Raw genomic sequence first — 25,433 nt, 5'->3', positions numbered from 1 at the left:
GGCGGCGGATGTGCGCCGGCGCCGCGCATGTGAGGCGATGTCATGCCATGCTTCTGCCGGCCGGCCGCCTCGTGTAGTCTGTGAGCGCGGTGGGCGATGACGGCCACCGGCCAGCCCATGGAGACTGTGATCCGGTGCAATCGGACGATCCTAGCAGCAAGAGCGCCCCAATCCCAAACGACCGTCCGATGACGGTGCCCGATCCCGCGGCAACGCCAGCCATTGCCGGCATCCCCGGCGGGGGGCGATTGCCACGGACCGTGCTGCAGGTTCTGCCGGCACTGGGGCCGGGAGGCGTGGAACGCGGGACGGTCGATATCGCGGCCGGGCTGGTGGCGTCGGGCTGGCGGGCGATCGTGGCCTCGGAGGGCGGGCCGCTTGTGGCGGAGCTCGAACGGCTGGGCGGCCGGCATGTCACCCTGCCGCTGGCGTCGAAGCGTCCCTGGACGATCCGCGCCAATGCCGCCCGGCTGGCGGCGCTGGCGGCGGCGGAAGGGGTGGACATCATCCATGCCCGGTCACGCGCGCCGGCCTGGAGCGCCGAGATGGCGGCAGCACGCATGGGCGCCGCCTTCGTCACCACCTTTCACGGCACCTATGGCCATGGGAGCTGGCTGAAGCGCCGCTATAACGCGGTGATGACCCGCGGCCGGCCGCTGATCGCGATTTCAGGCTTCATCGCCGATCATCTGCGCCAGGTTTATGACGTCGACCCGGCGGTGATCCGCACCATTCCGCGCGGTGTGGACATCGCCCGATTTCATCCGGCGTCGGTGCCGGCCGACCGGATCATCGCGCTCGCCCGCCGCTGGCGGTTGGACGAGACCCGCGCCCTGGTGCTGATGCCCGGCCGGCTGAGCCGCTGGAAGGGGCATATGGTGATGCTGGACGCGCTGGCGGCGCTGGGCCGGCGCGACATTCAATGCGTCATGGTGGGGGCGGCCCCCGGCACCGCAAGCTATCGCGCCGAAATCGAGCAGGGGATCCGCGCCCGCGGGCTTCAGGATGTGGTGGGCATCGCCGAGGCCGAACGCGACATGCCGGCCGCCTATATGCTGGCCGATGTGGTGGTGTCGCCGGCCACCGAGCCGGAAGCGTTCGGCCGCATTCCGGTGGAGGCCCAGGCGATGGGCCGCTGGATCATCGCCACCGATCATGGCGGTGCGCGTGAAACCGTTGATGCGCGCAATGTCGGTGGCGCGCTGGTGCCGCCGGGCGATGCCGGTGCGCTGGCCCAGGCACTGGCGGCGGCGCTGGACATGCCCGGCGAGGTGCGCGCGCGCGCCGCGCGTGCCATGATCGCCCATGTCGACCGCCACTTCACCCTGGCGCGGATGCAGGCGGCAACACGGGCCGTGTATGACGAGGCGCTGCTGACACGTGCCGCCGTACCACGGATCGCCGGCGTAGCACGGATCGAAGAGGCGGCCGGACGATGACCATGACCAGCGGGCCTGAAACGCCGGTGGCCCAGCCGGTGCTGCCGGCGCTGCCCGGCATCGACCCGGCGGCGCGGGTGCTGGTGATCAAGCATTCGGCCTTTGGCGACGTGATCCTGGCGCTGGGGCCGATGAAGGCCATCCGGCTGGCGCATCCGCTGGGCCGCGTCACCCTGCTGACGACGAAACCCTATGCCGGGCTGCTGGAGGCGAGCGGCCTGTTCGACGAGATCTGGATCGACGACCGGCCGCGCCTGTTTCAACTGGGCGCGATCGGGCGCTTGCGCCGGCGCCTGAACGATGCCGGCTTCGACCGCGTCTATGACCTTCAGACCAGCGATCGCAGCAGCCGCTATTACCGGCTGTTCCGCAAGCCACGGCCCGACTGGTCGGGCATCGCCCCGGGCTGTTCCCACCCCCATGCCAACCCCGGCCGCGACCACATGCACACGGTGGAGCGGCAGGCGGAACAACTGGCCATGGCCGGCATTCCACGGGTGCCGGCGCCGGACCTGTCGTTCCTGCGGGCCGATCTGACGTCGTTCGACCTGCCGATGCGCTTCGCGCTGCTGGTGCCGGGCGGTGCCGCCCACCGCCCCGGCAAGCGCTGGCCGCCACAGCAATACGCCGAAACCGCGCGCCTGCTTGCAGATCAGGGGATCGTCCCCATCTTGTTAGGCACGCGGGCGGAAGCCGACGCGATCAGGGCCGTGACCGCGGCCGAGCCCCGGGCCATGTCGTTTGAAGGCCGGACCAGCTTCGCCGAAATCGCGGCACTTGCGCGGCGGGCGGCGGTGGCCGTGGGCAACGACACCGGCCCGATGCACCTGATCGCGGCGGTCGGCTGCCCGTCGCTCAGCCTGTTCTCGGCGGAAAGCGACCCGGTCCTCACCCGGCCACGGGGGCCGCGGGCATCGTGGCTGCGGGCCGATCGGCTTGCCGATCTGCCGGTCAGCGACGTCTCGAAGGCGATCCGCCGCCTGCTTGACCTGTGATGGTCGGAAGTCGTCCGCGAAGAAAGACTTGCGCGACATCCGACCGTGACTATCCTTCTGTCATATCGGCGACGCGCCGGTGCGCGTCGACCCCGCACCAGACCCCGTGACCTGCCTCCCCCCGGCAGTCCGTTTTCCGTTATCCGCATCGGTGGCCCGCCACCTGCTGGTGACGCATCGGATGAAGGGGGGGAGCGACGGCTCACCCGGGTCACGCGGGATACATCCGGTCGGCAATCGAAAGGGGACTGACCATCGCTAGAAGACCAATGCCGGTGGCGCCGAACGCGAATCGCGACGCCCATCGCATCAATGAAGCCATCCGCGTGCCGCAAGTGCGTCTGGTCGACGCCGACGGCACCATGATCGGAATCGTCACCCGTGACGAGGCCCTGACCCGAGCTGCTGACTCAGGTCTGGATCTTGTCGAGGTTGCGGCGACGGCCGAGCCTCCGGTGTGCAAACTTCTCGACTACGGCAAGTTCAAGTACGAGTCGCAGAAGAAGGCACAGGAAGCCCGGAAGAAGCACAAGACGATCGAGATCAAGGAACTCAAGTTCCGGCCGAACATCGACGACAATGACTACAACGTCAAGATGAAGCATGCCGTGAAGTTCCTGACCGAGGGCGACAAGGTGAAAATCACCATGCGCTTCCGTGGTCGTGAGGTGACTCACCAGGATCTTGGCATGCGGGTTCTGATGCGGGTGTCGGGTGATCTTGTCGAATTGGGCAAGATCGAACAGCGCCCGACCCTGGAAGGTCGTCAGATGACCATGGTGCTCGCACCGCTCGTCCAGCCGGGCGAGAAGGCCGAAACTGCGGAGAAGACCGCGGAGAAGGCATGAACTGACCGATTTTCCGGAGACATCCGGCTTGCGCCGGCATCGGGACCATGATGGCCCCGGTGCCGGCCCGCGCGTGTTTTTGCGACCCATGCCCGGAAGATTGGCATGCGGCCGCCGTGGCGCTTGCCAAGTGCCGGCCACGTCGCTATAAAGCCGGCTTCGATCACGCGGCCGGACCGGTCTCTGTACCGGTTCGACGTGTCGTGGTGGCCGTGGCTTCTGGCATGCCCGTCCGCCACCCCTGCTCCGCCTTGCCGCCGGCCGGTCCTTCGTTCCTTGAGGGATCCGGGCGCGATCGGCATCGCGACCTGACCCCACGGAGAGCAAAATGCCAAAGATGAAGACCAAGAGCGGCGCCAAGAAGCGGTTCCGCCTGACGGCGTCCGGCAAGGTCCGTCACTCCAGCGCCTTCCATCGTCACTGCATGTCGTCGAAGACGCAGAAGCAGAAGCGCAACAGCCGCAAGACCCAGATCCTGACGGCGGCCGATGCGCGGATTGTGAAGCAGTTCCTGCCCTATGCCTGAGTATTCGGGCGCCTGATCATTCGGGCAGCAGCGAATTCCGACGAGAGCAGCCGGTCCCGCAGTGATGCGGCCGGCCCCCATGATTTCCATCGGGAGTAATTGACGATGGCCCGTGTAAAGCGCGGCGTGACGTCTCATGCACGCCACAAGAAGGTTCTGAAGCTTGCCGAGGGCGCCCGCGGCCGCTCGTCCAAGACGATCCGCGCCGCGAAGCAGCGCGTCGACAAGAACCTGCAATACGCCTATCGCGACCGCCGCGTCCGCAAGCGCCAGTTCCGCGCGCTGTGGATTCAGCGGATCAACGCAGGCGCCCGCGAACTGGGTGTGACCTACAGCCAGTTCATCGCCGGCCTGAAGGCCGCCGAGATCGAGATGGACCGCAAGGTGCTGTCGGATCTGGCGGTCAATGAGCCTGCGGCGTTTAAGAGCCTTGTCGAGCAGGCGCAGAGCGCTCTCGCCAAGGCCGCTGCCTGAGACCAGAACCCCGCCCGGCGCCATTGTCCGGGCGCGGGTGACCGGTTCCAGGTCATCACGCAGCCGATCGAAGCGAGGGGGCCCGCGTCTGCGGGGCCCCTCGTTTTGCGTTCAGCCCCAGGCGTGAACGGCGTGAACCGGCGCCTGTGTCATTGAACCGCAACCGGTCATCGCGCATGCTGCCGCCGGCCGGAGGCAAACATGCCCGCGACCCATCCGCCGCCCCCCTGGCCCAGAGACCCACGACTTCCGAGGCATCCATGACCGATATCGACCGCCTGAAGGACGAGATCGGCGCGCGCATCGCCGCTGCCGCCGATCTTGACGCGCTGGAAGAGGTGCGCGTCCAGGCTTTCGGCCGCAAGGGCCGCATCACCGAGATGCTGAAGGGCCTGGGTGCCCTGGAGCCCGAGGCGCGCAAGGCGGCGGGGCAGGCATTGAACCAGTTGCGCGACGCCCTGCAGGGCGAGCTGGATGCACGCCGCGACGGGCTGAAGGCGGCGGCACTGGATGCGCGCCTGGCCGCCGAGCGGATCGATGTGACCCTGCCCGCGCGCCCCGAGCCGCAGGGCCGCATCCATCCGATCTCGCAGGTGATCGACGAGCTGACCGCGATTTTTGCCGATATGGGCTTCCAGGTCGCCGAAGGTCCGCAGATCGAGACCGATTATTACAACTTCACCGCGCTGAATATTCCGCCGGAGCATCCCGCGCGGCAGATGCACGATACCTTCTATGTGCGCGGCACGGCCGATGACGGTGCCAATCTGGTGCTGCGCACCCATACCTCGCCGGTACAGATCCGGACCATGGAGGGCGGGCGCCCGCCTTATCGGATCATCGCGCCGGGGCGGACCTATCGCAGCGACAGCGACATGACCCATACCCCGATGTTCCATCAGGTCGAAGGGCTGGTGATCGATCGCGGCATCACCATGGCGCATCTGAAGGGCTGCCTGATCGAGTTCGCCAAGGCGTTCTTCGAGGTCGACGATCTGCCGGTGCGCTTCCGCCCCAGCTATTTCCCGTTCACGGAACCCTCGGCCGAGATGGATATCGGCTGCGGGCGCGGCGGCGGCGAGCTGAAGATCGGCAATTTCGGCGACTGGCTGGAAATCCTGGGCTGCGGCATGGTGCATCCCAAGGTGCTGACCATGGCCGGCATCGATCCGGCGGAGTATCAGGGCTTCGCCTTCGGCATGGGGATCGAGCGCATCGCGATGCTGAAATACGGGGTGCCGGATCTGCGCACCTTCTTCGACAGCGATCCGCGCTGGCTGAAGCATTACGGCTTCGCCGCCGCCGATCTGCCGACGCTTGCCGGCGGGCTGACGCGCTAATTCAGAGGGGCACCCCGCGATGAAATTCACCCTGTCCTGGTTGAAGGACCATCTCGACACCGATGCCGATCTGGACCGGATCGCGCTGGCGCTGACCGCGGTCGGCCTGGAGGTGGAAGAGATCACCGATCGTGGCGCGGCGCTGGCGCCGTTCACGGTCGCCCATGTGATATCGGCCGAACCCCACCCCGATGCCGACAAGCTGCGCGTCTGCCGGGTTGACACGGGCGACGGTGAGCCGCAGCAGGTTGTCTGCGGCGCGCCCAACGCCCGCACCGGCATGAAGGCGGTGTTCGCGCGCTCGGGCCTGACGGTGCCTGGCACCGGTCTGGTGCTGAAGCCGTCGAAGATCCGCGGCGTCGAGAGCAACGGCATGCTGGTGTCGATGCGCGAGATGGGCCTGTCGGACGAGCATGACGGCATCATCGAGATGCCGGCCGACGCACCGGTGGGCGTGCCCTTCGCATCGCTGATGGGCCTGGACGATCCGGTCATCGAGATCGCGATCACCCCCAATCGCGGCGACTGCCTGGGCGTGCGCGGCGTTGCCCGCGACCTCGCCGCCGCCGGCCTTGGCGCCCTGAAGCCGCTGACGGTCGATCCGGTGCCCGGCGCCTTCCCCTGTCCGGTCGATATCCGGATCGAGGATGGCGATGGCTGCCCGGTCTTCGCCGGCCGGCTGATCCGCGGCGTCACCAATGGCGCGTCGCCCGACTGGATGGTGCGCCGGCTGATGGCGGTGGGTCTGCGGCCGATTTCGGTGCTGGTGGATATCACCAATTACGTGTCGCAGGATCTGGGCCGGCCGCTGCATGTCTTCGATGCGAACAAGCTGGCCGGCAATCTGGTGATCCGCGCCGCCGCGGAAGGCGAGACCCTGGCGGCGCTGGACGAGCGCAGCTATACGCTCGCCGCCGGCCGCGACGTGGTGATCGCCGATGACGCCGGCGTGCAGAGCCTGGGCGGCATCATGGGCGGCGCGCTGTCGGGCGTGGACGAGACCACGACCGACGTGCTGCTGGAATGCGCCTGGTTCGACCCGAAGCGGGTGGCGGAAACCGGCCGCGCGCTGAGCATCCTGAGCGACGCCCGTTATCGGTTCGAGCGCTGGGTCGACCCGGCATCGGTGCTGCCCGGCACCGAGATCGCGACCGCGATGATCCTGACCCTGGCCGGCGGCACGGCAAGCGAGATCCGGCTGGCCGGCACCGTGCCGGCTTTCGATCGGGTGATCGGCTATCGCCCGGCGCGGGTGACCTCGCTTGGCGGTATCACCGTGGCCACGGACCAGCAGGCGGCGATTCTGGACAAGCTGGGCTTCGCCGTCGACCGCAGCGCTGGTGATGTCTGGCAGGTGACCGTGCCGGGCTGGCGCCAGGATGTGGAAGGCGAGGCCGATCTGGTCGAGGAGGTGCTGCGCATCACCGGCTATGACAGCGTGCCGGCGCTGCCGCTGCCGCGCACCGATGTCGTGACCCGCACCGCCGCGTCGGGCCGGCGTCTGCGCGCCGGCTGGGTGCGGCGCGATCTGGCGGCGCGCGGCCTGACCGAGACCGTGAACTATTCCTTCCTGACCGAAGCCGATGCCCGCCGTTTCGGTGGCGGCGATGATGCCCTGTTCCTGTTGAACCCGATTTCGGCCGATCTGGCGGTGATGCGGCCGACGCCGCTGGCCTCGCTGGTGATGGCGGCGGGGCGCGCCGCGGCACGCGGCGAGACCGACAGCCGCTGGTTCGAAGTGGGGCCGGGCTGGCGCGGTGTCGCACCCGACGATCAGCGGACCATGGCCTGTGGTCTGCGCACCGGCCGCACCGGCCCGCGCAACTGGGCCGAGCGGCCGCGCGCGGTGGATGTGTTCGACGCCAAGGCCGATATCCTGGCGGCGCTGGCTGCCGCCGGGCTGGATGCCGACAAGGTGCAGGTGGTGCAGGGGCAGGCGCCGGCTCACTACCATCCCGGCCGGTCTGCCGTGATCCGGCTGGGGCCCAAGCTGACGCTGGGCGCCTTTGGCGAGCTGCATCCGCTGATCCTGGACGCCCATGACATCAAGGGCGCGGCGGTTGGGTTCGAGCTGGACCTGGACGCGCTGCCCGAGCCGAAGCGCAAGCCCGGCCGGGCGCGGCCGGCGCTGGTGCTGCACGATTTCCAGGCTGTCGAGCGCGACTTCGCCTTCGTGGTTGACGAGGGGGTTGCCGCCGACCAGCTGGTCAAGGCGGTGCGGGGCGCCGACCGCAAGCTGATCAGCGATGTTGCGGTGTTCGACCGCTTCGCGGGCGAACGGCTTGGCGCCGGCAAGGTGTCGCTGGCGGTCTCGGTCACGCTCCAGCCGGCTGACCGCACGCTGACCGATGCCGAGATCCAGGCGGTGTCGGACCGGATCGTGGCGGCGGTGACCAAGGCGACCGGGGCGGCGCTGCGCAGCTAAGCATCGGCAATGGCCATCAATGGCCGGACGGACGCCAAGGGTGAGGCTCTGTGGATCAGGGCCTCACCCTTGCGTTTTTCACGCATCGGAAACCGGCGGCGGTCTCGTATAACGTCATGAACCCGTCATGCATCGGCCATGTGCGGCGCGATGGCGGGATTGATGCCTGCCGTGCCGGCCCCCATATGCCAGTCACCTCCGCCAGTTGGTTCAAGCCGCTGTTTTCCGTTCTGCACCGCCCGGCAAAGGCGTTCCGGCGCATGTCCGAAGTCGATCAACTGCTTCTCGCGCGCGAGAAGCGCGGCGTGCGCTTTGCGCTGGTCGCGCGGCTGGGTATGCTTGCAATCGTGTTCGCGCTGCATGTGCTGCTGTATCACTCGGTGCGTGAGCTGGTGATGGTGGCGGCGCTGTGCGGCGGTGCCGCGCTCGGCACGCTGCTGCTGCTGATCCGCCTGGATCGCCACGGTTGTCCGCAGATGACCGGCTATCTGGCGGCGGTGCTGGATGTGCTGGTGCTGAGCGGTCTGCCGGTGATCTGGTATATCGGCACCGGCGCCGATCAGGTGGTGGGGCCGCAATTCTTTCTGCAGACCCGGATGACGGTCGGCGTGCTGATGGTGATGGTGGTCAACGCCCTGGCGTTCCGGCCGGCATATCCGCTGGTGATCGCCGGCGCCTTCACCATCATCTATGGGGTGCTCGCCGGCGCGATTCTCAACGATCCGCGCACGGCCATCACCACCGATCCGCTGGCGGCGATGACCGGTCTGGGCGTGGCCCCACGGCTGGTGACGGCCGATATCGTGATCGTGTTGACCGTGGCGCTGCTGCTGGCGGTGATGACCCGGGTCGCGCGCGGCATGGCGGTGCAGGCCGTGCGCCTGCAACATGCCTCGGATCAGTTGCGGCGCTATTTCTCGCCGGCGGTGGCCGCCCGGATCGCCGAGGGCGGCGATGATTTCTTCCGGCCCGGCGGCGTGGTCCGCGAGGTCGCGATCCTGTTCGCCGACATCCGCGGCTTCACCCGGTTGTCGGCCCAGATGCCACCCGCCGACGTTCTGGACCTGTTGCGCAGCTATCATGCGGAAATGGTGGCGGTGGTCTTCGCCCATGGCGGCACGCTGGATAAATTCATCGGCGACGCGATCATGGTGACCTTCGGTTCGGCCGAGCCGGATGTGAACCCGGCCCGCCGGGCGCTGGAAACCGCCCTTGCCATGCGTGAGGCGCTGGACCGGCTGAATGCCCGCCGCGCGGCCGCGGGCGAAGTGCCGCTGGCCCAGGATATCGGCGTGCATGTCGGCCCCGCGCTGGTCGGCAATATCGGCACCCCTGAGCGGCTTGAACACACCGTGATCGGCGATACCGTCAACACCGCCAGCCGGATCGAGGCCGCCTGCAAGCAGCATGGCCGCGATCTGGTGGTGTCGGACGAAGTGGTGATGCGGGCAGGCGACGGGTTCCTGCTGGAACGGCTGGCGCCGACCTGGCTGGCCGGCAAGTCGGAACCCATGCAGCTCTATGCGGTCACCGGCCATGCGGCCCGGGGTGATGTGACCACCACCACCAGGCCCCTGCGGCCCGCCGCCGACATCGTGACCTTGCCGGAACCGGCTGCGGCTGTCGCCCCGGCTTCCGTTCCGGTTCCTGGGCCGGTTCCTGGGCCGGTGCCGGCACCGGCGGCGGCCACCGCCGCCTGATCGCGGTTGCCAGCACCGTGCGGGCGCCTTATGTTCCGGGCAGCCTCAAACACCTGTGCCGCCCGGCTTTTCGGGCCAGCTCTTCGGGATGTCCATGACCGATCTCGCGAACATCCGCAACTTCTCGATCATCGCCCATATCGACCACGGCAAGTCGACGCTCGCCGACCGCCTGATCGAACGGCTGGGTGGTCTTCAGGACCGCGAGATGAAGCAACAGATCCTCGACTCGATGGATATCGAGCGCGAGCGCGGCATCACGATCAAGGCTCAGACCGTGCGCCTGACCTATAATGCCAAGAACGGCAAGACCTATGAGCTGAACCTGATCGACACCCCCGGCCATGTCGATTTCTCGTATGAGGTCAGCCGCTCGCTGTCGGCCTGTGAAGGCTCGCTGCTGCTGGTCGACGCCAGCCAGGGTGTCGAGGCGCAGACGCTCGCCAACGCCTATCTGGCAATCGATAACGACCACGAGATCGTGCCGGTGCTGAACAAGGTCGACCTGCCGGCGGCCGAGCCTGAGCGGATCAAGCAGCAGATCGAGGATGTGATCGGCCTGGATGCCAGCCAGGCGATCCCGATTTCGGCCAAGACCGGCATGGGCATCGAGGACGTGCTGGAAGCGCTGATCCACCGCCTGCCGGCGCCCGCCGGCGACCCTGCGGCGCCGTTGAAGGCGCTGGTGATCGATAGCTGGTATGACCCCTATCTGGGCGTGGTCATTCTGGTGCGGGTGAAGGACGGCACGCTGCGCCGGGGCGTGAAGGTCCGCTTCATGGCCAGCAAGCGCACCCATCCGGTCGACCGGGTGGGCGTGTTCACACCCAAGCCGCTGATGGTCGACGAGCTGGGCTGCGGCTCGATCGGCTTCATCACCGCCGGCATCAAGGACATTGCCGACGCGCAGGTCGGCGACACCATCACCGAGGAAGACCGTCTGGCGGCGGCGGCGCTGCCCGGCTTCAAGCCGACCGTGCCGGTGGTGTTCTGCTCGCTGTTCCCGGTGGATGCGAGCGATTACGAGCATCTGCGCGACAGCCTGGGCAAGCTGCGCCTGAACGATGCCGCCCTGCATTTCGAGGCCGAGACCTCGACCGCGCTGGGGCTGGGCTTCCGCTGCGGTTTCCTGGGCCTGCTGCATCTTGAGATCATCCAGGAGCGTCTGGAACGCGAATTCAACCTGGACCTGATCACCACGGCGCCGAGCGTGGTCTATAAGATCTACAAGACCGACGGCTCGATCATGGAGATGCACAACCCGGCCGACATGCCCGACCCGGTGCAGATCGACCATATCGAAGAGCCGATGATCAACGCCACCATCATGGTGCCCGACGACCATCTGGGTGCGGTGCTGAAGCTGTGCGAGGAAAAGCGCGGCCGTCAGAAGGAGCTGACCTATGTCGGCGGCCGGGCGATGGTGGTTTATGAACTGCCGCTGGCCGAGGTGGTGTTCGATTTCTATGACCGGCTGAAATCGGTCAGCCGCGGCTATGCCAGCTTCGACTATCAGCTTCAGGGCTATGAGGAGAGCGACCTCGTGAAGCTCTCGATCCTGGTCAACAAGGAGCCGGTGGATGCGCTGGCGATCATCGTTCACCGCGCGATGTCGGAAACCCGCGGCCGGGTGATCTGCGAACGGCTGAAGGATCTGATCCCCCGCCAGATGTTCCAGATCGCGGTACAGGCGGCGATCGGCGGCCGGGTGGTGGCGCGCGAGACGGTGAAGGCACTGCGCAAGGACGTGCTGGCCAAGTGCTATGGCGGCGACGTCAGCCGCAAGCGCAAGCTGCTCGACAAGCAGAAGGAAGGCAAGAAGCGGATGCGGACCTATGGCAATGTCGAGATTCCGCAATCGGCCTTCATCGCGGCGCTGAAGATCGACGGCTGACGCGCATCATCGTGGTGTGTGGGCTTCAGGCTATCGCCGCCGGCTGAACCGCCGGCGGCGCTCGGTATCGCCGCGCCCGCCACTCCCTGCCAGCAACACCAGCCCCAGCGCCCCCGCCCAGCCCCAGAGCGGCAGGTTCAGCGCCCAGCGCACCGGCGGCCACAGCCCCGGCCACAGTGTGCTCTCGATGGCGGCCTGAAGGCCGATCAGGCTGCCGCGATCGATCGCGGCCCAGAGCGCCGAGAGCGGGATCATCTCCCATGTACCCTGATACCACCAATCGATGGCTTCAAGGCCGATCAGGACAAGGGCTGCAAGGATAAACAGGCTGGCGAACAGGCGGCGGACCGGCATGCGGACGGATCTCTCCGATTGACGGGTGCGGCGGATAGCTTAGACCATCACCCGCGCCATGCAACATGCACCCTGTCTGCATCTTCCCGCATGCTGCCTCGCCGTCACCGCCCCGCCCTCACCGCCCTGCCGCCGACCCGCCGCAAATCCGTGTCGTTACCACAGATGGATGGTTGCGCTTGGCCCCAGCCCAGCTATAATGCGCGCCGCCGGTCGACCGGGAAATGCGCCCACCGCACGCATCCCGCCGCATCAATCGACCGCGCACCGAGCCGGAGGGATGGCCGAGCGGTCGAAGGCGCACGCCTGGAAAGTGTGTATACGGTAAAACGTATCGTGGGTTCGAATCCCACTCCCTCCGCCACCGGCCGCCGGTTGCCCCCGCCCACCATGCATTGCCGGAAACCGCCGCTTCTACGCGACAGCCCGATGCATCTGGAAGACGAGCGACGGCAGCAAGCGACTTCCTGTTTTGCGACAGGTCATCGCCAGAAGGGTCGGCGACCTTCCCGCATCGCGTCGCGCCTGCTGATCCCGAGATCGCGAAGCTGGTCATCGGTCATGTCACAGAGATCGCGGCGCTGACGCCATCGATCCGGCCACGTGCGGAAGATCGTTACGACGATATGGGCGAGCCATGACATGCGTGCTCATCATCCCCGCTTTCGAGCAGGAATCGTCATGGCGATCACGCCGGCCACAACGCAGGCCAGCCCCATCCATGCCGTCGACGAAAGCGTTTCCCCAAGGAACAGGACGCCGATCGCAACGCCGATCGGAACCCGGAGATAGGCTTGCGCTGTCGTGCCGACGGAGCCAAGCGTTTGCACCAGCCGGAAATAGATCACGAAGGCCAGCGCCGTCGAGAAAACCGCAAGAGCCAGGAGCGCGAGGGCGGAATCGGCGCTGGGAGCCAAGGTCCACGGTCGATCGACAACGAGACTGACCGGAATGAGGATCGCCGCGCCGCAGATCATCGAGCCGGCAGCCGGCATCATCGGATCGAGGCCCTTGAAGTTCCGGCCGAAGATCGCAGCGCCGGCATAGCAGATCGTGGCGGCGACGATGGCGAGTTGCGCCCAGAGCTCATGCCCGACGCCGCCGAGCGCTTCGATACCGACGATCATGCATATTCCGATCAGCCCGGCCGCAACGCCGAACAGCTTGCGGCCGGTGATGGCCTCGTGGCGCGTGATCAGCGCCGTCAGCAGGAATGCGAAGATCGGCGAGGTGGAATTGAGGATCGTCGCAAGGCCGGCATCGGTCGTTTGTTCGGCCCATGCGATCAGCGTGAACGGCACGACACTGTTGAGGCAGGCCTGAAACAGGAAGCGCCCCCAGACCTTTCTGTCGGTGGGCAGCGTCAACCCGCGCAGACGGAGGACGGCGACGAGCACCGCCCCGGCAATGAGCGTTCTGGCCGCGATCAGCGTTACCGGCGGAATGGTTTCAACGCCGATCTTGATGAAGGTATAAGACGCCCCCCAAAGCGTCGACAGGGCCAGAAGCAGCGCCAGTTCTGTCGCCATATTTGTCTTGCGGTCCATCGTGTTCCCGTCTTTTTCCTGAGAGGCGTCGTCCTTCTGTTTAGCGGCAATTGGGGGCGGAATGTTTCGGCATCGGCCGAACTATTGAGCGTAGATGGGGGTGCGTTCGGCTGCTGAGTTCTGGGTATGTCGCACGTCGCGTCAGGAAATACGCCCTACCGCCGCCGAAGCCAGGCCGGCACGTCGGTCACCGCGATGCCGTTTGCGGCGTTGAAGCTGTGGGCCTTGTCCCAGGCCACGCCGGTGTCGCGCGCGAAGGCCAGGTGATATTTTCGCAGGGTGTCGTCGGGGTGTTGTGCGACCTCTGATCGCAGCCGGTCTATGTCCCACAGGATGCGCTGAACAGGGCGGCCAAGGTGGTGCTCCACCATGTCGGCGAGCTGGGCGTAGGAGACGGTGTCGCCGGCCACGAAAACCACCGCGTTCGTCAGGCGTGGTTCATGGGCGAGGATGGCGGCGGTCAATCGGCCGATATCGTCCGGGGTGGTCACCGTCAGGCGGTTTTCCCAGCGGCCGAGCGCATGGACCCTGGCGGTTTCAAAATCGACCACACCGAAAGCCGGCTCGAACAGGAAGCTGGTGAACATGCCGGTGGACACGATCACCCAGCCGGTGGCCGACTGCGCCCGCAGCATGTCGCGCACGTCGGATTGCTCGTCGAACACCGCCTGTCCGCTGCCACGGCCGACACTGTCGTAATCGACGCCAAACTGCCAGGGGACGTACCGCTCGACGCCGGCCTTCAGCACGGCGGCGGTGATCTTGCGCTGCGTGCCCGGCCCGCCGACGAAGCCGGTGCAGCAGATGACGGTCGAAAAGCGCCTGAAAACTACGGCGAGTCCCGCTTCCGTTTCCTCGGCGATGTCGGCATGGACCACATTCAGGCCCATGCGCTCCAGGGCGTCTCTCCGCTTTATCGCCGGATCATCGGAGGCCGGGCGCAGGAGAACGCTCAAAGATCCCCGGTCCGCCCAACCGCGGTCGCAGAATGCGCGGATCACGGCCATGCCAAGCTCGCCCGCGCCGATGACAAGGGTGGCGCCGGGATTGGTGTCGGTGTTCAGCATCACTATCTCCGTTGGACCGTGACCATCAGATGATGGACCGTGGCCATCAGATGAGACGGTGGCTCCCGACGGAAAAGAAGGCACACGCGTGATACCGATCGACGATACCAGCTTCGACGACGCGATGGCCCGCGCGCAGGCCGCGTGCGAGGCGTTGAGCGCTGAGGATGGCGGGTTGAAGCGCGAGGTGCTGGCCCATGCCGGCAACCGATGGTCGCTCGGCATCGTCCATGCGCTGGGGGCGTCGGGAACGTTGCGCCATGCCGAGCTCGCGCGGCGACTTGACGGCGTCACCCAGCGGATGCTGACCCGATCCCTGCGCCAGTTGGAACGCGACGGCCTGATCGTCCGGCACGATCATGGTGAGGTGCCGCCGCGTGTGGATTACACACTGACCGCGCTGGGGCGGGGGCTGCTGGTCGGGATGATGCCGCTGTGGACCTGGGTCATCGACAATGCCGCGGCATTCAGGACCGCACGGGAGCGCTTCGACGGCCGTCATGTCGGGGATCGCTTCGCCGGGCGTGACATCGGCCAGGGATGACGCGCCGGAAGCCGTGCGGCGCTATCCCAACGCCGCCAGCCGTTCGATCAACCGCTCCTTCCGCGCATGACGGTCGCGTATCGCCTGCAGGCGGCGCGTGAACTCCGCGCGCGTGCCCTTTTCCTCGGAAAGTGCCCTCAGGTCGACGAGGCCCGCAGGGCCTCCTGATCCGCTCCGTCGAGCGGGCGGTCGATCGCCTGGACCTCATCGTACTAATATTCGCTCATGCTCGCGGCCGATTTGGTTGAGAATTCAGACGGGGTGCAGGACACCATCCGCGTCTTTCTCGGCACGGGTTCTTCCCACCGCCGGCAAACAAGAACGGCTGCGACGAGATCGCCGCAGCCGTTTGTGATGATCGGGCCGTCGGATGACCGTTCAGGCCAACGCTTACTTGCCGTCCCAGGCCGTCTTCGTGGCCGCTTCCTTCATTTTCAGGCGGTTGGCGTCGGTTGCCGGCGGCTCGCTTTCGCCGAAGATGGCGGCCAGCCAGTGGCCATCGGTCGGGTTCGGGAACAGGATGTACTGTGTGCCGAAGAGATCCCGGTCGGCTTCCATCTGCGCGATGCGGCCGTCGACATCGCCCTTGAGATAGTATTTGCGGCGGAAGTCGTTCAGGTTGTCGCCAAGGAAGACCACGACGTCGAACGTCTCCATAATTTCGTTCTGCTTCTTCTCCTTGTTGGAGGTGTCGCGCAGCACAGTGAGGTGATCGTCGTCGGCGAATGGATAGTTCAGATGCTTGAGGTGACCCATGGCATAATCATAGGTCTTCTCACCCTGTTCCCGGCTGGTGACGTAATAGACCTCGACGCCGTTCTTGGCGCAGAAATCGAGAAAATCCTTGGCGCCCGGGGCTGCGACCACACCATTGGTCGGAATCCAGCGATCCCAGACCGCATCGTCGAAATAATCGGTATTGTGCGCCACCAGGTGACCCCAATACTCCAGCGGCAGAAGAATGGTGTCGTCCATGTCGGCAAGCACGGCAAGAGGCTTGTCGCCATCTTTCCGGTTGGCGAGTGCTGCCTGCACATGCATGCGGGCGACATTGAAGCCCTGGTGATACAGCGCCCGGTATTCTGCCGCCGTCTGCTTCCACGCCACGGCCTGGATGAGCGCATTGTCGACGCCGTCGCCCGAGGGGCCGAGCGTATTGGCATCCTGGGCATGGGCGCCAAAGGTGAACGCCATCGACATCGCCGATGCGGCCAAGAGCCGGTAGACAGTCTTCATCATGTCACTCCACACAAGAGCCCCCGGACATCCGGGTTCGGGGGCATCCTGGCAGAGAAAGGTTACGTGTCAGTGACCCGTTGATGGCGGTGATGACATTGGTGACGCGGCCGATATTTGCCCTCGGCCATCGACAAGGTCATGCAGTCGGCCGGTTGCATGGGTGCGGGTCCGACCACCGATCCAGATCCGGCCGGCGCTGTCGCGGCTGGCGTGGACGCGGCCCTTGCGGCCGAGGCAGGTACCCTGGGCGGCGCGGTAATCGGCCGTGGCCACGCCGGCCGCGAACAGCCATTGCGCCAGCGAGGCGTTGAGGCTGCCGGTGACCGGGTCTTCCACGATCGCCTCCAGATGGTCGCTGAAGAAGGCGCGGACCTCGAAGGCGGTGTCGCCGCCGGCCGCATGGGGGCCGATCACGCCGATGTCGATCCGTCGCGGCCAGTGGCGCGCCGGTTTGAGCGACAGAACCCTGTCGGCCGAGGCCAGCCGGATACCGAGCCAGCCGGGGCCATTATCCACCCAGGCGGCGTCGACGATGTCGCGGGCGTCGATCCCCAGGAACCGCTGCGCCTCGATCAGCTCATCGGCCGATGGCGCGCCGGCGCGGAGCAGGGGCGGGGCCGCGAAACACAGCCGGTCGGCCTCGCGCCGGATACCGACCAGCCCCGCCCCGCATTCCTGGACGATCCCGGATGCGTGTTTTGGAACACCGCCGCATTCAAGCCAGACGTGACAGGTGCCGAGCGTCGGATGCCCGGCGAAGGGCATCTCCCGATCCAGGGTGAAGATCCGGACCCGGTAATCGGCGTCGGGATGCTGTGGGGGCAGCAGAAACGCCGTCTCCGACAGGTTGAACCAGCGCGTGAGGCGCAGCATCGCGTCGGTGGCAAGATCACCGGCACCGGTGACCACCGCCAGCGGATTGCCCGAGATGGCATCCATGCCGAAGACATCGACCATGTGAAGCGTCATGCTCATGGGATGGTTACCTGTCCGATGTGATCAGCGTCAGGCCGGCGGCGGCGAACAGGGCGCACAACCCGCCCTCGATTCCGCGCCGCAAACGGCCATAGAGGGCAATCATCGGCGCGGTCGAAAACAGCACTGCGTAGCCGCCGAAGACCAGTATGCCCAGCAGGCCGCAGCCGCCGATGATCGCCGGCAGAAGGCCGGCCGGGGCATCGCCGCGCAGCCCCAGCGACATGATCGCGATCCAGGCGAGCACCGCCTTCGGGTTGCCGAGATGCATCAACACGCCCTGACGATAGAGCCGGCGATACGCCGCCACCGGCCGGCCAGGGCCTGCGATGGCGATGGCCGATGCCGGCCGCAGCGCGGAGCGGCCGGCGCGCACCGCCAGATAGAGCAGATACAACCCGCCCATGATCTTGATGACGAACAATGCCTGGGCCCAGGCCGCCAGCATCGCGGAAATACCCGTCGCCGCCAGCACCGCCCAGACCATCGATCCGGTGATCACACCGGCCGCAAGGGCAAGGGCAGGGCGGCGGCCGTCGCGCATGGCCGTCGTCATGATCGCCATATTGCTGGGCCCCGGGCTTGCGATGGCGACAAGATAGGCGCCATAGACGAGCGCGATCTGGCTGGCAATCATTGGGACAGTCTCCCCCTGTATCGGCGGGTGTTCTGCCCCTGTCATAGCCTGTGTTACACTTTTGGCAGATCGAAATAGTGTCACGGGACACTATTTCGGGTTAGCGCCGCGGGCGTCGGGTCGGGTCAGCGCCGCGGGCATCAGGCGATCCGCAGCCGCTCCAGATCGGCGAGCAGGCTGGGGCCGGTCGGCTGCCAGCCGAGTTTTTCCCGTGTGATCGCGCTGGAGGCGGGCATGTCGTGGCCGGCAAACATGGCGAGCCAGCCGAAGAAGCCCTGTGCTTCCTGCGGGTCGATGGCGGTGACCGGCAGGTTCAGGCGCTGACCGATGGTCCGGGCGATATCGCGCAGGGGCACGCCCGGTTCCGCGACCGCATGATAGGCAGCGCCCGGTTCGGCGCGTTCGACCACGAGGCGATAGAGCCGGGCCACGTCGAGACGGTGTGCCGCCGGCCAGCGGTTGAGCCCGTCGCCGATATAGGCGCAGACGCCCTTTTCGCGATAGATCGCGATCATCGGGGTGATCAGACCCTGGGTGACCGGATCGTGAACCTGCGGCAGCCGCACCACCGACACATTGACCCCGGCGGCGGCGATGACGGCCGCCGCTTCTTCCGACGCGGCACGGGGGTGCACCGCGGCGCCGTGGATGGCATTGCCTTCCCGGGCGGGTTCGCCGGGCACGGTGTTGGCGATGGGGGTGCCGGAGGTCACGACGAGCGGCCGGCCGGTACCGGCCAGCGCCGCGCCAAGCGCCAGGATCACCCGGCGGTCGTCCTCGCAGTTCGCCGCGAATGCCGAGAAATCATGGTTGAAGGCCAGATGGATGACCGCGTCGGCGCGGGCGACCGCCTGGTTCAGGCTCTCGACATCCTGAAGCGATCCGCGACAGATCTCGGCCCCGGCGGCGGCCAGAGCCGCGGCCTTCGCCTCGGCGCGGCACAGGCCGAGCACCTGATGGCCGGCGGCGATCAGATCGTCGACCACGGCCGTGCCGATATTGCCGGTGGCACCGGTTACGAATACACGCATGAATGTTTTCTCCAGTGTTGCGATGCGTCGCTCGGGACAAATCTGCTCCGGCGCATTATCCTGGTAAAGTTGAGAGATTATCCTAGTAATGGTGTTAACAGGATGAGCGGACACTCTGCCACCGAGACCCTGCTGGGGGCGTATCTGAGAGGTCGCCGCGCGCGCCTGGATCCGGTGGCTCTTGGCTTTCCCGCGGAACGCCGCCGAACGCCCGGCCTGCGCCGCGAGGAAGTTGCCGGGCGCGCCAATATCAGCCCCACCTGGTACACCTGGCTTGAACAGGGGCGCGGCGGCGCGCCCTCGGCCGACGTGCTCGACCGGATCGCCCGCGCGCTGCTGCTGACCGAGGCCGAGCGGGAGCATCTGTTCCTGCTGGCCCTGGGGCGGCCGCCCGAGGTGCGCTATCGCAAGAACGACGACGTCACGCCACGGCTGCAACGTGTGCTCGATGCCCTGGACCCGAGCCCGGCCGTGATCAGGACCGCGATATGGGACGTGGTTGCGTGGAACCGGGCGGCGAGCCTGATGCTGACCGATTACGGGGCGCTGCCGCCCGATGAGCGCAACATCCTGCGGATCATCTTTCTGGACCCGCGGACGCGTGCGGCGCAGCCCGATTGGGAGGGCGTGGCCCGTTTCGTGGTTGGCGCCTTCCGGGCGGATGTGGCCCGTGCCGGCGCCGCGGCGGAGGTGGACCCGCTTGTGGACGAGCTTTGCCGGCTCAGTCCCACATTCGGGGCGCTGTGGCGCGACAACGATGTGCGAGGGCCTCATGGGGATGTGGTCAAGCATATGCGCCACCCGGTCGCGGGGCCGATCGCCTTTGAATACTCCGCCTTCGGGGTCGATGGCCGGACCGATCTGAACATGGTCGTCTATCATCCGGCGACGCCCGAGGATGCTGAACGGATCAGAGCCCTCATGCCGGCGTGACGGTCGCGTTCGCCTGGATCTGGCGGCGATGCAGACAGACCGCGATCACGAATGCCGCCGCTGCGGCGGTGCCGCCGATCAGGAAGACGCTGTCATAGCCGGCCCGGTCGGCCAGAAAGCCCGCCACCGGGCCGGTCAGGCCGTAGGCCAGATCCTGAAAGGCGGTGAACCCGCCAAGGGCGGTGCCGCGCAGATGCGGTGCCACGCGCTGCACGACATCGCGACCCATCGCCGGAAAGATCATCGAGCAGCCGAGACCGGTCATGAAGGCGCCGGCCATGGCTGCCAGCGGATCGGGCACACCCCAGATCAGGAACTGGCCGGCCGCCTCGACAGCCAGAGAGATGATCGCGACCCGCAGGCCGCCCAGACGGTCGGGGAGATGACCGAAGAGCAGGCGGACCAGAACGAAGCCGCCGCCGAATGCGGTGAAGCCCAGCCCGGCATGGCCCCAGCCCCGGTCGTGGAAGTAGAGCACGAAGAACGCCCCGATCGCGGCGAAGCCGATGCCCTGCAGGCAGACGACCAGCCCGTGCCACCGGATCTGGCCGATCACGCTCAGGAAGGACGGGCGGACGGCATCGGGCTGGGGGGCAACACCAGCCATCGGCCATATCGCCAGCAATCCGAGGCATGGCAGCAGCGCGCTTGCCGCCATGGTGCCGGCAAAGCCGATCCGGTCCAGCAGGACAAGGCCGAGCGGCGCGCCGACCGCGAGCGCGCCATAGATCGCGGCACCGATCAGGGCCAGCACCCTGCCCGATCGCGCGGGCCCGACCAGACCGATGCCCCAGGCGACGACGCCGACGCCGACCAGGCTTTCGCCGAGGCCCAGAACCAGCCGGCCGACCAGCAGGGTGGCCATGGCCGCAGCCGGCGTGTGAAAGGCCAGCCCTGCTGCAAGCGAAATCAGCCCGCCCGCCGCATAGAAGACCAGGCCGCGCGTGACCGCGACCTTGGCGCCGCGACGGTCCGACAGATGGCCGGCATGGCCACGGGTGACGATGGTGGCGAGAAAGGCGGCGCCGACCCCGAGCCCGGCCCAGACATTGCCGAGCCCGAGCTGGCCGGTCAGATAGACCGGCACCACCGGCAGAGGCATGGCGACACAGAGATAGGCGATGAACAGAACCGCAACCAGCCGCAGAAGCCGGGGCTGCGCCGGATCGGGCGCGGCCCCGTCGCGGGTCGACAGGGATGTCACGGATAGAGCCTCCGAGGCGGATCGATGATCGATGATTTCGGATAAGCGGCCGCGGCGCGCGGCGTGGACGGTCAGTTACGGCCGCCATTGGCCCGGATGATCTGGCCGTTCACCCAGCCGCTTTCGGGGCCGGCCAGGAACGAGACGATGCGGGCGATGTCGTCGGGCTGGCCGAGCCGGCCGAGCGGGATATCGCCGATCACCCGCTGGATGAGGGCTTCGGATCGGCCGGCGAAGAACAACTCGGTTGCCACCGGGCCGGGGGCGACGGCATTGACGGTGATGCCACGGGGCCCGAGTTCCTTGGCCAGAACATGGGTCATCCCCTCGACCGCCGCCTTGGTCGCCACATAGATGCCATGGGCGGGCAGATAGGCGCCGATGATGCTGGTCGACAGATTGATGATCCGCCCGCCATCCCGCAGCCGGCGGGCGGCCTCGCGCATACCGTTGAACGTGCCGGTGAGGTTGACCGCGATCAGGCGCTGGAAATCGGCATCGGTCACCTCGGCCAGCGGTGCCGCTTTGGCGATGCCGGCATTGTTCACCAGCACGTCGACCGGCCCGTACTCGGCTTCGGCCTGATCGAACAAAGCCTTTACCGCCGCCGGGTCGGCGACATCGGCGCGAACCGCGCGTGCCCGGCCACCTGCGGCCTCGATGGCGGCCGCCACCTGCTCTGCCTCGGCGGCGCTGGTGGCGTAATTGATGACGGTCTGAAAGCCGTCCACCGCGAGGCGCCGGGCCAGCGCGGCCCCGATGCCTCTGGATGCGCCGGTGACGATGGCGGTCCGGATCTGCTGCGACATGGTTCCGTCTCCAGGGGATTCTGTGCCGGGCGTGCCGGACGCCTTATGCGGACCGCATCGACAGCGTGACGTCATGGCCAAGCGGCAACGATATGTAGCCATGCGCGGGCGAGCCCACGCGGTCACGATAGGCGGGGCTGAAATCGGTGTTGTCGGCGACGATCAGGGCGCCCGGCCTCAGGCGGTTTTCCAGCAGGCCGAGGATGTCGGCATAAAGGCCCTTGGCGCCGTCGAGCAGAAGCAGATCGATGCTTGCCGGAAGATCGCCGGCGAGGGTTTCGAGCGCATCGCCCTCTCTGATCTCGACCAGGTCGATCAGGCCGGCCGCCGTCAGATTGTCGCGGGCGCGTGCCACCTTCGACGGCTCGAACTCCGTGGTGATGAGGTGGCCGCCGCCATTGTCCCTGAGCGCCGCCGCAAGATGCAGGGTCGAAATGCCGAACGAGGTTCCGAACTCGACGATGCTGCGGGCGCCGGCACTGCGGGCGAGCATATAGAGCAACCTGCCGGTCTCTCGTGAGACGGCGAGCGGCAGATCCTTGAGGCGCCCGTAGAAATCACGATACCCGGACGTGCTGCCCATCAGGCGCTTCTTTTCCGCATCTGACAGAATGGACCAGTAATCGCGGAAGCCAGGGCTTTCCCAGGACTGTTCAGCTTCCACGAACAGGCGGTCAAGAAGCGGCGACAATGGCGGTTTTGTCAGAGTGATCATATAATGGGTCCAGTTTCCGATTGGATGACGTGCTGTGTTGATTTAAAATACGAGCAATTATTCGCGTTTCCTATTCGCATTGCCGGAGCACGCCGTGGCCGATCGTCCAACTGCCCGGATTTCCTCGCGAAAGCAGCCCAAACAGGCGCGCTCGGCCGATCTTGTCGCGGCGATTCTGGATGCGGCTGTTCAGGTTTTGACCAGGGAGGGCGCCCGGCGCTTCACCACGGCCAGGGTTGCCGAACGGGCCGGGGTCAGCATCGGCTCGCTCTATCAGTATTTTCCGAACAAGGCGGCGATCCTGTTCCGCCTGCAGAGCGACGAATGGAGCCAGACCAGCCGGATGATGCGCCGGATTCTGGACGATGCCGACCGGCCGCCGCTGGACCGGTTGCGGGTTCTGGTGCGGGCCTTCATCCGGTCGGAATGCGAGGAAGCTGCTGTACGGATCGCGCTTGGCGACGCGGCCCCGCTCTATCGCGATGCCCCTGAGGCGCGGCGCGCGAAAGAGGGGGCAGAGCGCATGTTTCAGGACTTCATGCGCGAGGTGCTGCCGGGGCATCCCGAGGCCACACGCGACCTCGCGGCCGATCTGATCAGAACGACATTGAGCGAGGTGGGGCGGCGCTTTTCAGAAACGCCGCGCAGCGGGGACGAGATCGACAGCTATGCCGATGCGGTCGCCGACATGTTCTGCGCCTATCTCGACAGCCTGAAATGGCGCTGAGGCGGGCCGCTCAGGCCACCACCGGTACCGCCTGCTGTCTTGCCATATAGCGGGCCGGCGAGGTGCCGAGCGCCTTGCGGAACATGGTGACGAAGCTGCCGGCACTCTCATAGCCGAGATCGGCCGCCACCTGCTGAACGGTGGCGCCCTGGGCCAGCCATTGCAGGGCAAGCACGATTGCCAGTTGCTGGCGCCAGCGGCCGAAGCTCATCCCGGTCTCGCGCAGCAGAAGGCGGGCAAGCGTGCGTTCGCCAAGGCCCGCCTGCCTTGCCCAGCTTTTCATGCTGCCGCGTTCGGCCGGCGCGCCCAGCATCATCCGGGCGATCCGCCGCAGCCGTTCATCGGTCGGCATCGGCAGGTTCAGGTGTTCAACCGGTGCTGCGGCGATTTCGTCCAGCAGCACCGTGACCAGATGGGCGGCCGGCCCCGGCTCGTGATAGGGCGCCGGAAATCCGGCGATACGCACCAGAAGTTCACGTAACAATAGCGTCACAGAAACCGTGCACGGGGCCGTGGGCAGGCCGCTGGCAGCGGCGGGTTCGATGAAGGCGTTATAGCCTTCGATCGGCCCCGACGATTTGATGGCATGCATCGCCCCGCCGGGAATCCAGATCGCGCAATGCGGCGGCACCAGCCACAGCCCCTGATCGACCTGACAGGTCAGAACCCCGCGCAAGGGAAGCAGAAGCTGCGCCTTGCGGTGGCGATGATGGTCAAGCTCGATCCCCGGCGTCTCGCTGATGACCCCATAGGCCACCACCGGCCGGGGCACCGTATCGGGATCGCCGAAATCGGCTGAGCACAGTTCGGTCAGAATGGGCATGGCCGGTATCCAGCGGATTGGCAGAATTGCCAAATCCTTTGACAGTCTTGCCCAATGTCGACAGCCGGTAAAGCCGCTAACCTGAGGGGCAACAGGGGGATGGTGGGATGTCACAGCCCATCGGACCACCTGAAGACAGCCGCGGGTATCGCCACATGACCAGGACCATCAAAGCCGAAGCCGAGCTGGAAGCCATCATCGGCACGGCGCCTGCGCCGATGATGCTGAAGGTCATCGATCATCTCGATGCCGGCGCGTTGCGCTGGATCGGTGCCGCGCCGATCGCCCTTGCGGCCTTCGGAACGGTGGCGCGGGGCATCACCGCGACGCTGGCGGGTGGGGCCACCGGCTTTGCCGCCGCCGACCGGCGGGAGGTGCGGCTTCCCGTGGCCCTGCTGGACGACGCCACAGCCATCCGCGTCGGCGACGGCGCCGGGCTGATGTTCCCTCTGGTCGGCATCCGCGAAATGCTGCGGGTCAATGGCCGGGTCACGCAGGCCGATGACCACGAGATCCGCATCGCGGTCGAGGAATGCTATGGCCATTGCGGAAAGGCGCTGATCCGGTCGGATTTCTGGCAGGCGGTGCCCGACGCCACGCCGCCCGCGGATATCGGATCGGTCGTCGCGTGCAGCCGCTTCATGGGCCTGGGCACGATGGATGCCGGCGGCCGCGCCGATCTGAGCCCCAAGGGCGATCCGGCGGGGGCGATGGTGCGGCTGGACGGCGCCGGGCTGTGGTTCGCCGACCGGCCGGGAAACCGGCGCATCGACAGCTTCCGCAACATCATCACCCAGCCGCAGGTGGCGGCGCTGCTGCTGGTGCCGGGATCGACCCATGTGGCGCGGCTGTCGGGACGCGCGCGGATATCCGACGACGAGGCCGCGCGCGCGCCGTTCACGGTGCAGGGCAAGATGCCGGCGCTTGCGGTCTGCATCGACGATCCGGCAATCACGCTCTATGACAGCCCAGGCCTGACGCGGGCACGCTTGTGGCCGGCCGGCAGTCCGCCCGACGATATCAAGCCGACGGCACTGTTCGCGCAGCACATGAAGCTGAACAAGAACAAGGGCCTTGGCGGCATGTTGACCAATGCCGCGTTGTCGGTGCCGGGTGTGCAGGGCCTGCTGAAGAAGAGCCTGGACAAGAATTACAAGGACGGCCTGTACTGATCGCCGCCCAGCGCG

General features: G+C 66.9%; 25 protein-coding genes and 1 tRNA gene. 14 read left to right on the top strand and 12 right to left on the bottom strand.

Annotated elements, in window-relative coordinates:
* Positions 1–188: 188 nt before the first annotated feature.
* The 9 genes from WG924_RS15645 (at position 189) to lepA (ending at position 11,641) form a co-directional block, all read left to right on the top strand.
* Entirely contained in the window at positions 189–1,439 is a 1,251-nt protein-coding gene (locus WG924_RS15645) for a glycosyltransferase family 4 protein (RefSeq protein WP_345934003.1), read from the top strand.
* Positions 1,436–2,434 carry a glycosyltransferase family 9 protein gene (locus tag WG924_RS15640; protein WP_345934002.1) on the top strand — a complete coding sequence of 333 codons (999 nt, stop codon included), beginning with the start codon at positions 1,436–1,438 and terminating at the stop codon, positions 2,432–2,434. Before WG924_RS15645 ends, WG924_RS15640 begins: the two co-directional genes overlap by 4 nt.
* 269 nt (positions 2,435–2,703) lie before the next feature.
* Positions 2,704–3,282 (top strand): translation initiation factor IF-3, encoded by a 579-nt coding sequence (gene infC, locus WG924_RS15635; RefSeq protein WP_188576484.1) that lies wholly within the window; start codon positions 2,704–2,706, stop codon positions 3,280–3,282.
* Positions 3,283–3,610: 328 nt separating this feature from the next.
* A complete protein-coding gene (rpmI, locus tag WG924_RS15630) occupies positions 3,611–3,808 on the top strand; it encodes a 50S ribosomal protein L35 (protein ID WP_188576482.1) in 198 nt (65 codons plus the stop codon).
* A 105-nt stretch (positions 3,809–3,913) separates the two neighbouring features.
* Positions 3,914–4,282, top strand: a complete 369-nt coding sequence (gene rplT / locus WG924_RS15625; protein ID WP_188576479.1) for a 50S ribosomal protein L20 — start codon at positions 3,914–3,916, stop codon at positions 4,280–4,282.
* A gap of 260 nt (positions 4,283–4,542) precedes the next feature.
* Positions 4,543–5,622 carry a phenylalanine--tRNA ligase subunit alpha gene (gene pheS, locus WG924_RS15620; RefSeq protein WP_345934001.1) on the top strand — a complete coding sequence of 360 codons (1,080 nt, stop codon included), beginning with the start codon at positions 4,543–4,545 and terminating at the stop codon, positions 5,620–5,622.
* Between the two features lie 19 nt (positions 5,623–5,641).
* Positions 5,642–8,047: a phenylalanine--tRNA ligase subunit beta gene (gene pheT / locus WG924_RS15615; RefSeq protein ID WP_345933998.1), complete on the top strand. Its 2,406-nt coding sequence runs from the start codon at positions 5,642–5,644 to the stop codon at positions 8,045–8,047.
* A 260-nt stretch (positions 8,048–8,307) separates the two neighbouring features.
* Positions 8,308–9,747, top strand: coding sequence for an adenylate/guanylate cyclase domain-containing protein (locus WG924_RS15610; protein WP_345933997.1), 1,440 nt, complete (start codon positions 8,308–8,310; stop codon positions 9,745–9,747).
* A gap of 94 nt (positions 9,748–9,841) precedes the next feature.
* On the top strand, positions 9,842–11,641 hold the full coding sequence (gene lepA, locus WG924_RS15605) for a translation elongation factor 4 (RefSeq protein ID WP_345933996.1): 1,800 nt from the start codon (positions 9,842–9,844) through the stop codon (positions 11,639–11,641).
* A 30-nt stretch (positions 11,642–11,671) separates the two neighbouring features.
* On the opposite strand, the gene WG924_RS15600 is transcribed toward lepA, so the two are convergent.
* On the bottom strand, positions 11,672–11,995 hold the full coding sequence (locus WG924_RS15600; RefSeq protein WP_345933995.1) for a hypothetical protein: 324 nt from the start codon (positions 11,993–11,995) through the stop codon (positions 11,672–11,674).
* 274 nt (positions 11,996–12,269) lie between these two features.
* Here WG924_RS15600 and WG924_RS15595 point away from each other — a divergent pair.
* A tRNA-Ser gene (locus tag WG924_RS15595) sits at positions 12,270–12,359 on the top strand.
* Positions 12,360–12,477: 118 nt separating this feature from the next.
* Here the strand turns inward: WG924_RS15595 and WG924_RS15590 are convergent.
* The 3 genes from WG924_RS15590 to WG924_RS15580 all read right to left on the bottom strand — a co-directional run bounded on the left by WG924_RS15590 (position 12,478) and on the right by WG924_RS15580 (position 14,609).
* On the bottom strand, positions 12,478–12,639 hold the full coding sequence (locus WG924_RS15590) for a DUF1127 domain-containing protein (RefSeq protein ID WP_345933994.1): 162 nt from the start codon (positions 12,637–12,639) through the stop codon (positions 12,478–12,480).
* Between the two features lie 9 nt (positions 12,640–12,648).
* A complete protein-coding gene (locus WG924_RS15585) occupies positions 12,649–13,542 on the bottom strand; it encodes a DMT family transporter (RefSeq protein WP_345933993.1) in 894 nt (297 codons plus the stop codon).
* Between the two features lie 155 nt (positions 13,543–13,697).
* On the bottom strand, positions 13,698–14,609 hold the full coding sequence (locus WG924_RS15580) for an aromatic alcohol reductase (protein ID WP_345933992.1): 912 nt from the start codon (positions 14,607–14,609) through the stop codon (positions 13,698–13,700).
* A gap of 124 nt (positions 14,610–14,733) precedes the next feature.
* On the opposite strand from WG924_RS15580, the gene WG924_RS15575 reads away from it, so the two are divergent.
* A complete protein-coding gene (locus tag WG924_RS15575; RefSeq protein WP_372045170.1) occupies positions 14,734–15,153 on the top strand; it encodes a winged helix-turn-helix transcriptional regulator in 420 nt (139 codons plus the stop codon).
* Positions 15,154–15,543: 390 nt separating this feature from the next.
* Here WG924_RS15575 and WG924_RS15570 read toward each other — a convergent pair whose 3' ends face one another.
* The 4 genes from WG924_RS15570 to WG924_RS15555 form a co-directional block, all read right to left on the bottom strand.
* A complete protein-coding gene (locus WG924_RS15570) occupies positions 15,544–16,368 on the bottom strand; it encodes a 5'-nucleotidase, lipoprotein e(P4) family (RefSeq protein ID WP_345933989.1) in 825 nt (274 codons plus the stop codon).
* A gap of 90 nt (positions 16,369–16,458) precedes the next feature.
* Positions 16,459–17,367: a PhzF family phenazine biosynthesis protein gene (locus WG924_RS15565; protein ID WP_345933988.1), complete on the bottom strand. Its 909-nt coding sequence runs from the start codon at positions 17,365–17,367 to the stop codon at positions 16,459–16,461.
* 7 nt (positions 17,368–17,374) lie between these two features.
* The gene (locus WG924_RS15560) at positions 17,375–18,004 is read right to left on the bottom strand and encodes a LysE family translocator (protein WP_345933987.1); all 630 of its coding nucleotides are present in this window, start codon (positions 18,002–18,004) and stop codon (positions 17,375–17,377) included.
* 140 nt (positions 18,005–18,144) lie between these two features.
* Positions 18,145–19,035 carry an SDR family oxidoreductase gene (locus WG924_RS15555; RefSeq protein ID WP_345933986.1) on the bottom strand — a complete coding sequence of 297 codons (891 nt, stop codon included), beginning with the start codon at positions 19,033–19,035 and terminating at the stop codon, positions 18,145–18,147.
* A gap of 102 nt (positions 19,036–19,137) precedes the next feature.
* Here WG924_RS15555 and WG924_RS15550 point away from each other — a divergent pair, with 102 nt between their 5' ends.
* A complete protein-coding gene (locus WG924_RS15550) occupies positions 19,138–19,968 on the top strand; it encodes a helix-turn-helix transcriptional regulator (RefSeq protein WP_345933984.1) in 831 nt (276 codons plus the stop codon).
* Here WG924_RS15550 and WG924_RS15545 read toward each other — a convergent pair.
* The 3 genes from WG924_RS15545 to WG924_RS15535 all read right to left on the bottom strand — a co-directional run bounded on the left by WG924_RS15545 (position 19,955) and on the right by WG924_RS15535 (position 22,696).
* The gene (locus tag WG924_RS15545) at positions 19,955–21,172 is read right to left on the bottom strand and encodes an arabinose transporter (protein WP_372044858.1); all 1,218 of its coding nucleotides are present in this window, start codon (positions 21,170–21,172) and stop codon (positions 19,955–19,957) included. The two genes, WG924_RS15550 and WG924_RS15545, sit on opposite strands and share 14 nt — an antisense overlap.
* 71 nt (positions 21,173–21,243) lie before the next feature.
* A complete protein-coding gene (locus WG924_RS15540; protein WP_345933983.1) occupies positions 21,244–21,981 on the bottom strand; it encodes an SDR family oxidoreductase in 738 nt (245 codons plus the stop codon).
* Positions 21,982–22,024: 43 nt separating this feature from the next.
* Positions 22,025–22,696 carry an O-methyltransferase gene (locus WG924_RS15535; RefSeq protein WP_345933982.1) on the bottom strand — a complete coding sequence of 224 codons (672 nt, stop codon included), beginning with the start codon at positions 22,694–22,696 and terminating at the stop codon, positions 22,025–22,027.
* 94 nt (positions 22,697–22,790) lie between these two features.
* Between WG924_RS15535 and WG924_RS15530 the strand changes: the two genes are divergently transcribed.
* Positions 22,791–23,423 carry a TetR/AcrR family transcriptional regulator gene (locus tag WG924_RS15530; RefSeq protein WP_345933981.1) on the top strand — a complete coding sequence of 211 codons (633 nt, stop codon included), beginning with the start codon at positions 22,791–22,793 and terminating at the stop codon, positions 23,421–23,423.
* Between the two features lie 10 nt (positions 23,424–23,433).
* On the opposite strand, the gene WG924_RS15525 is transcribed toward WG924_RS15530, so the two are convergent.
* Positions 23,434–24,246 (bottom strand): AraC family transcriptional regulator, encoded by an 813-nt coding sequence (locus WG924_RS15525; RefSeq protein ID WP_345933980.1) that lies wholly within the window; start codon positions 24,244–24,246, stop codon positions 23,434–23,436.
* A 155-nt stretch (positions 24,247–24,401) separates the two neighbouring features.
* On the opposite strand from WG924_RS15525, the gene WG924_RS15520 reads away from it, so the two are divergent.
* Positions 24,402–25,418 carry a pyridoxamine 5'-phosphate oxidase family protein gene (locus WG924_RS15520; protein WP_345933979.1) on the top strand — a complete coding sequence of 339 codons (1,017 nt, stop codon included), beginning with the start codon at positions 24,402–24,404 and terminating at the stop codon, positions 25,416–25,418.
* The last annotated feature ends 15 nt before the right edge of the window (positions 25,419–25,433 follow it).

The sequence above is a fragment of the Tistrella arctica genome (genome assembly GCF_039630945.1).
Taxonomy (GTDB): Bacteria; Pseudomonadota; Alphaproteobacteria; order Tistrellales; family Tistrellaceae; genus Tistrella; species Tistrella bauzanensis.
Note: the sequence above shows the minus strand (reverse complement) of the source record. Positions and strands in the feature narration are given on the sequence as shown.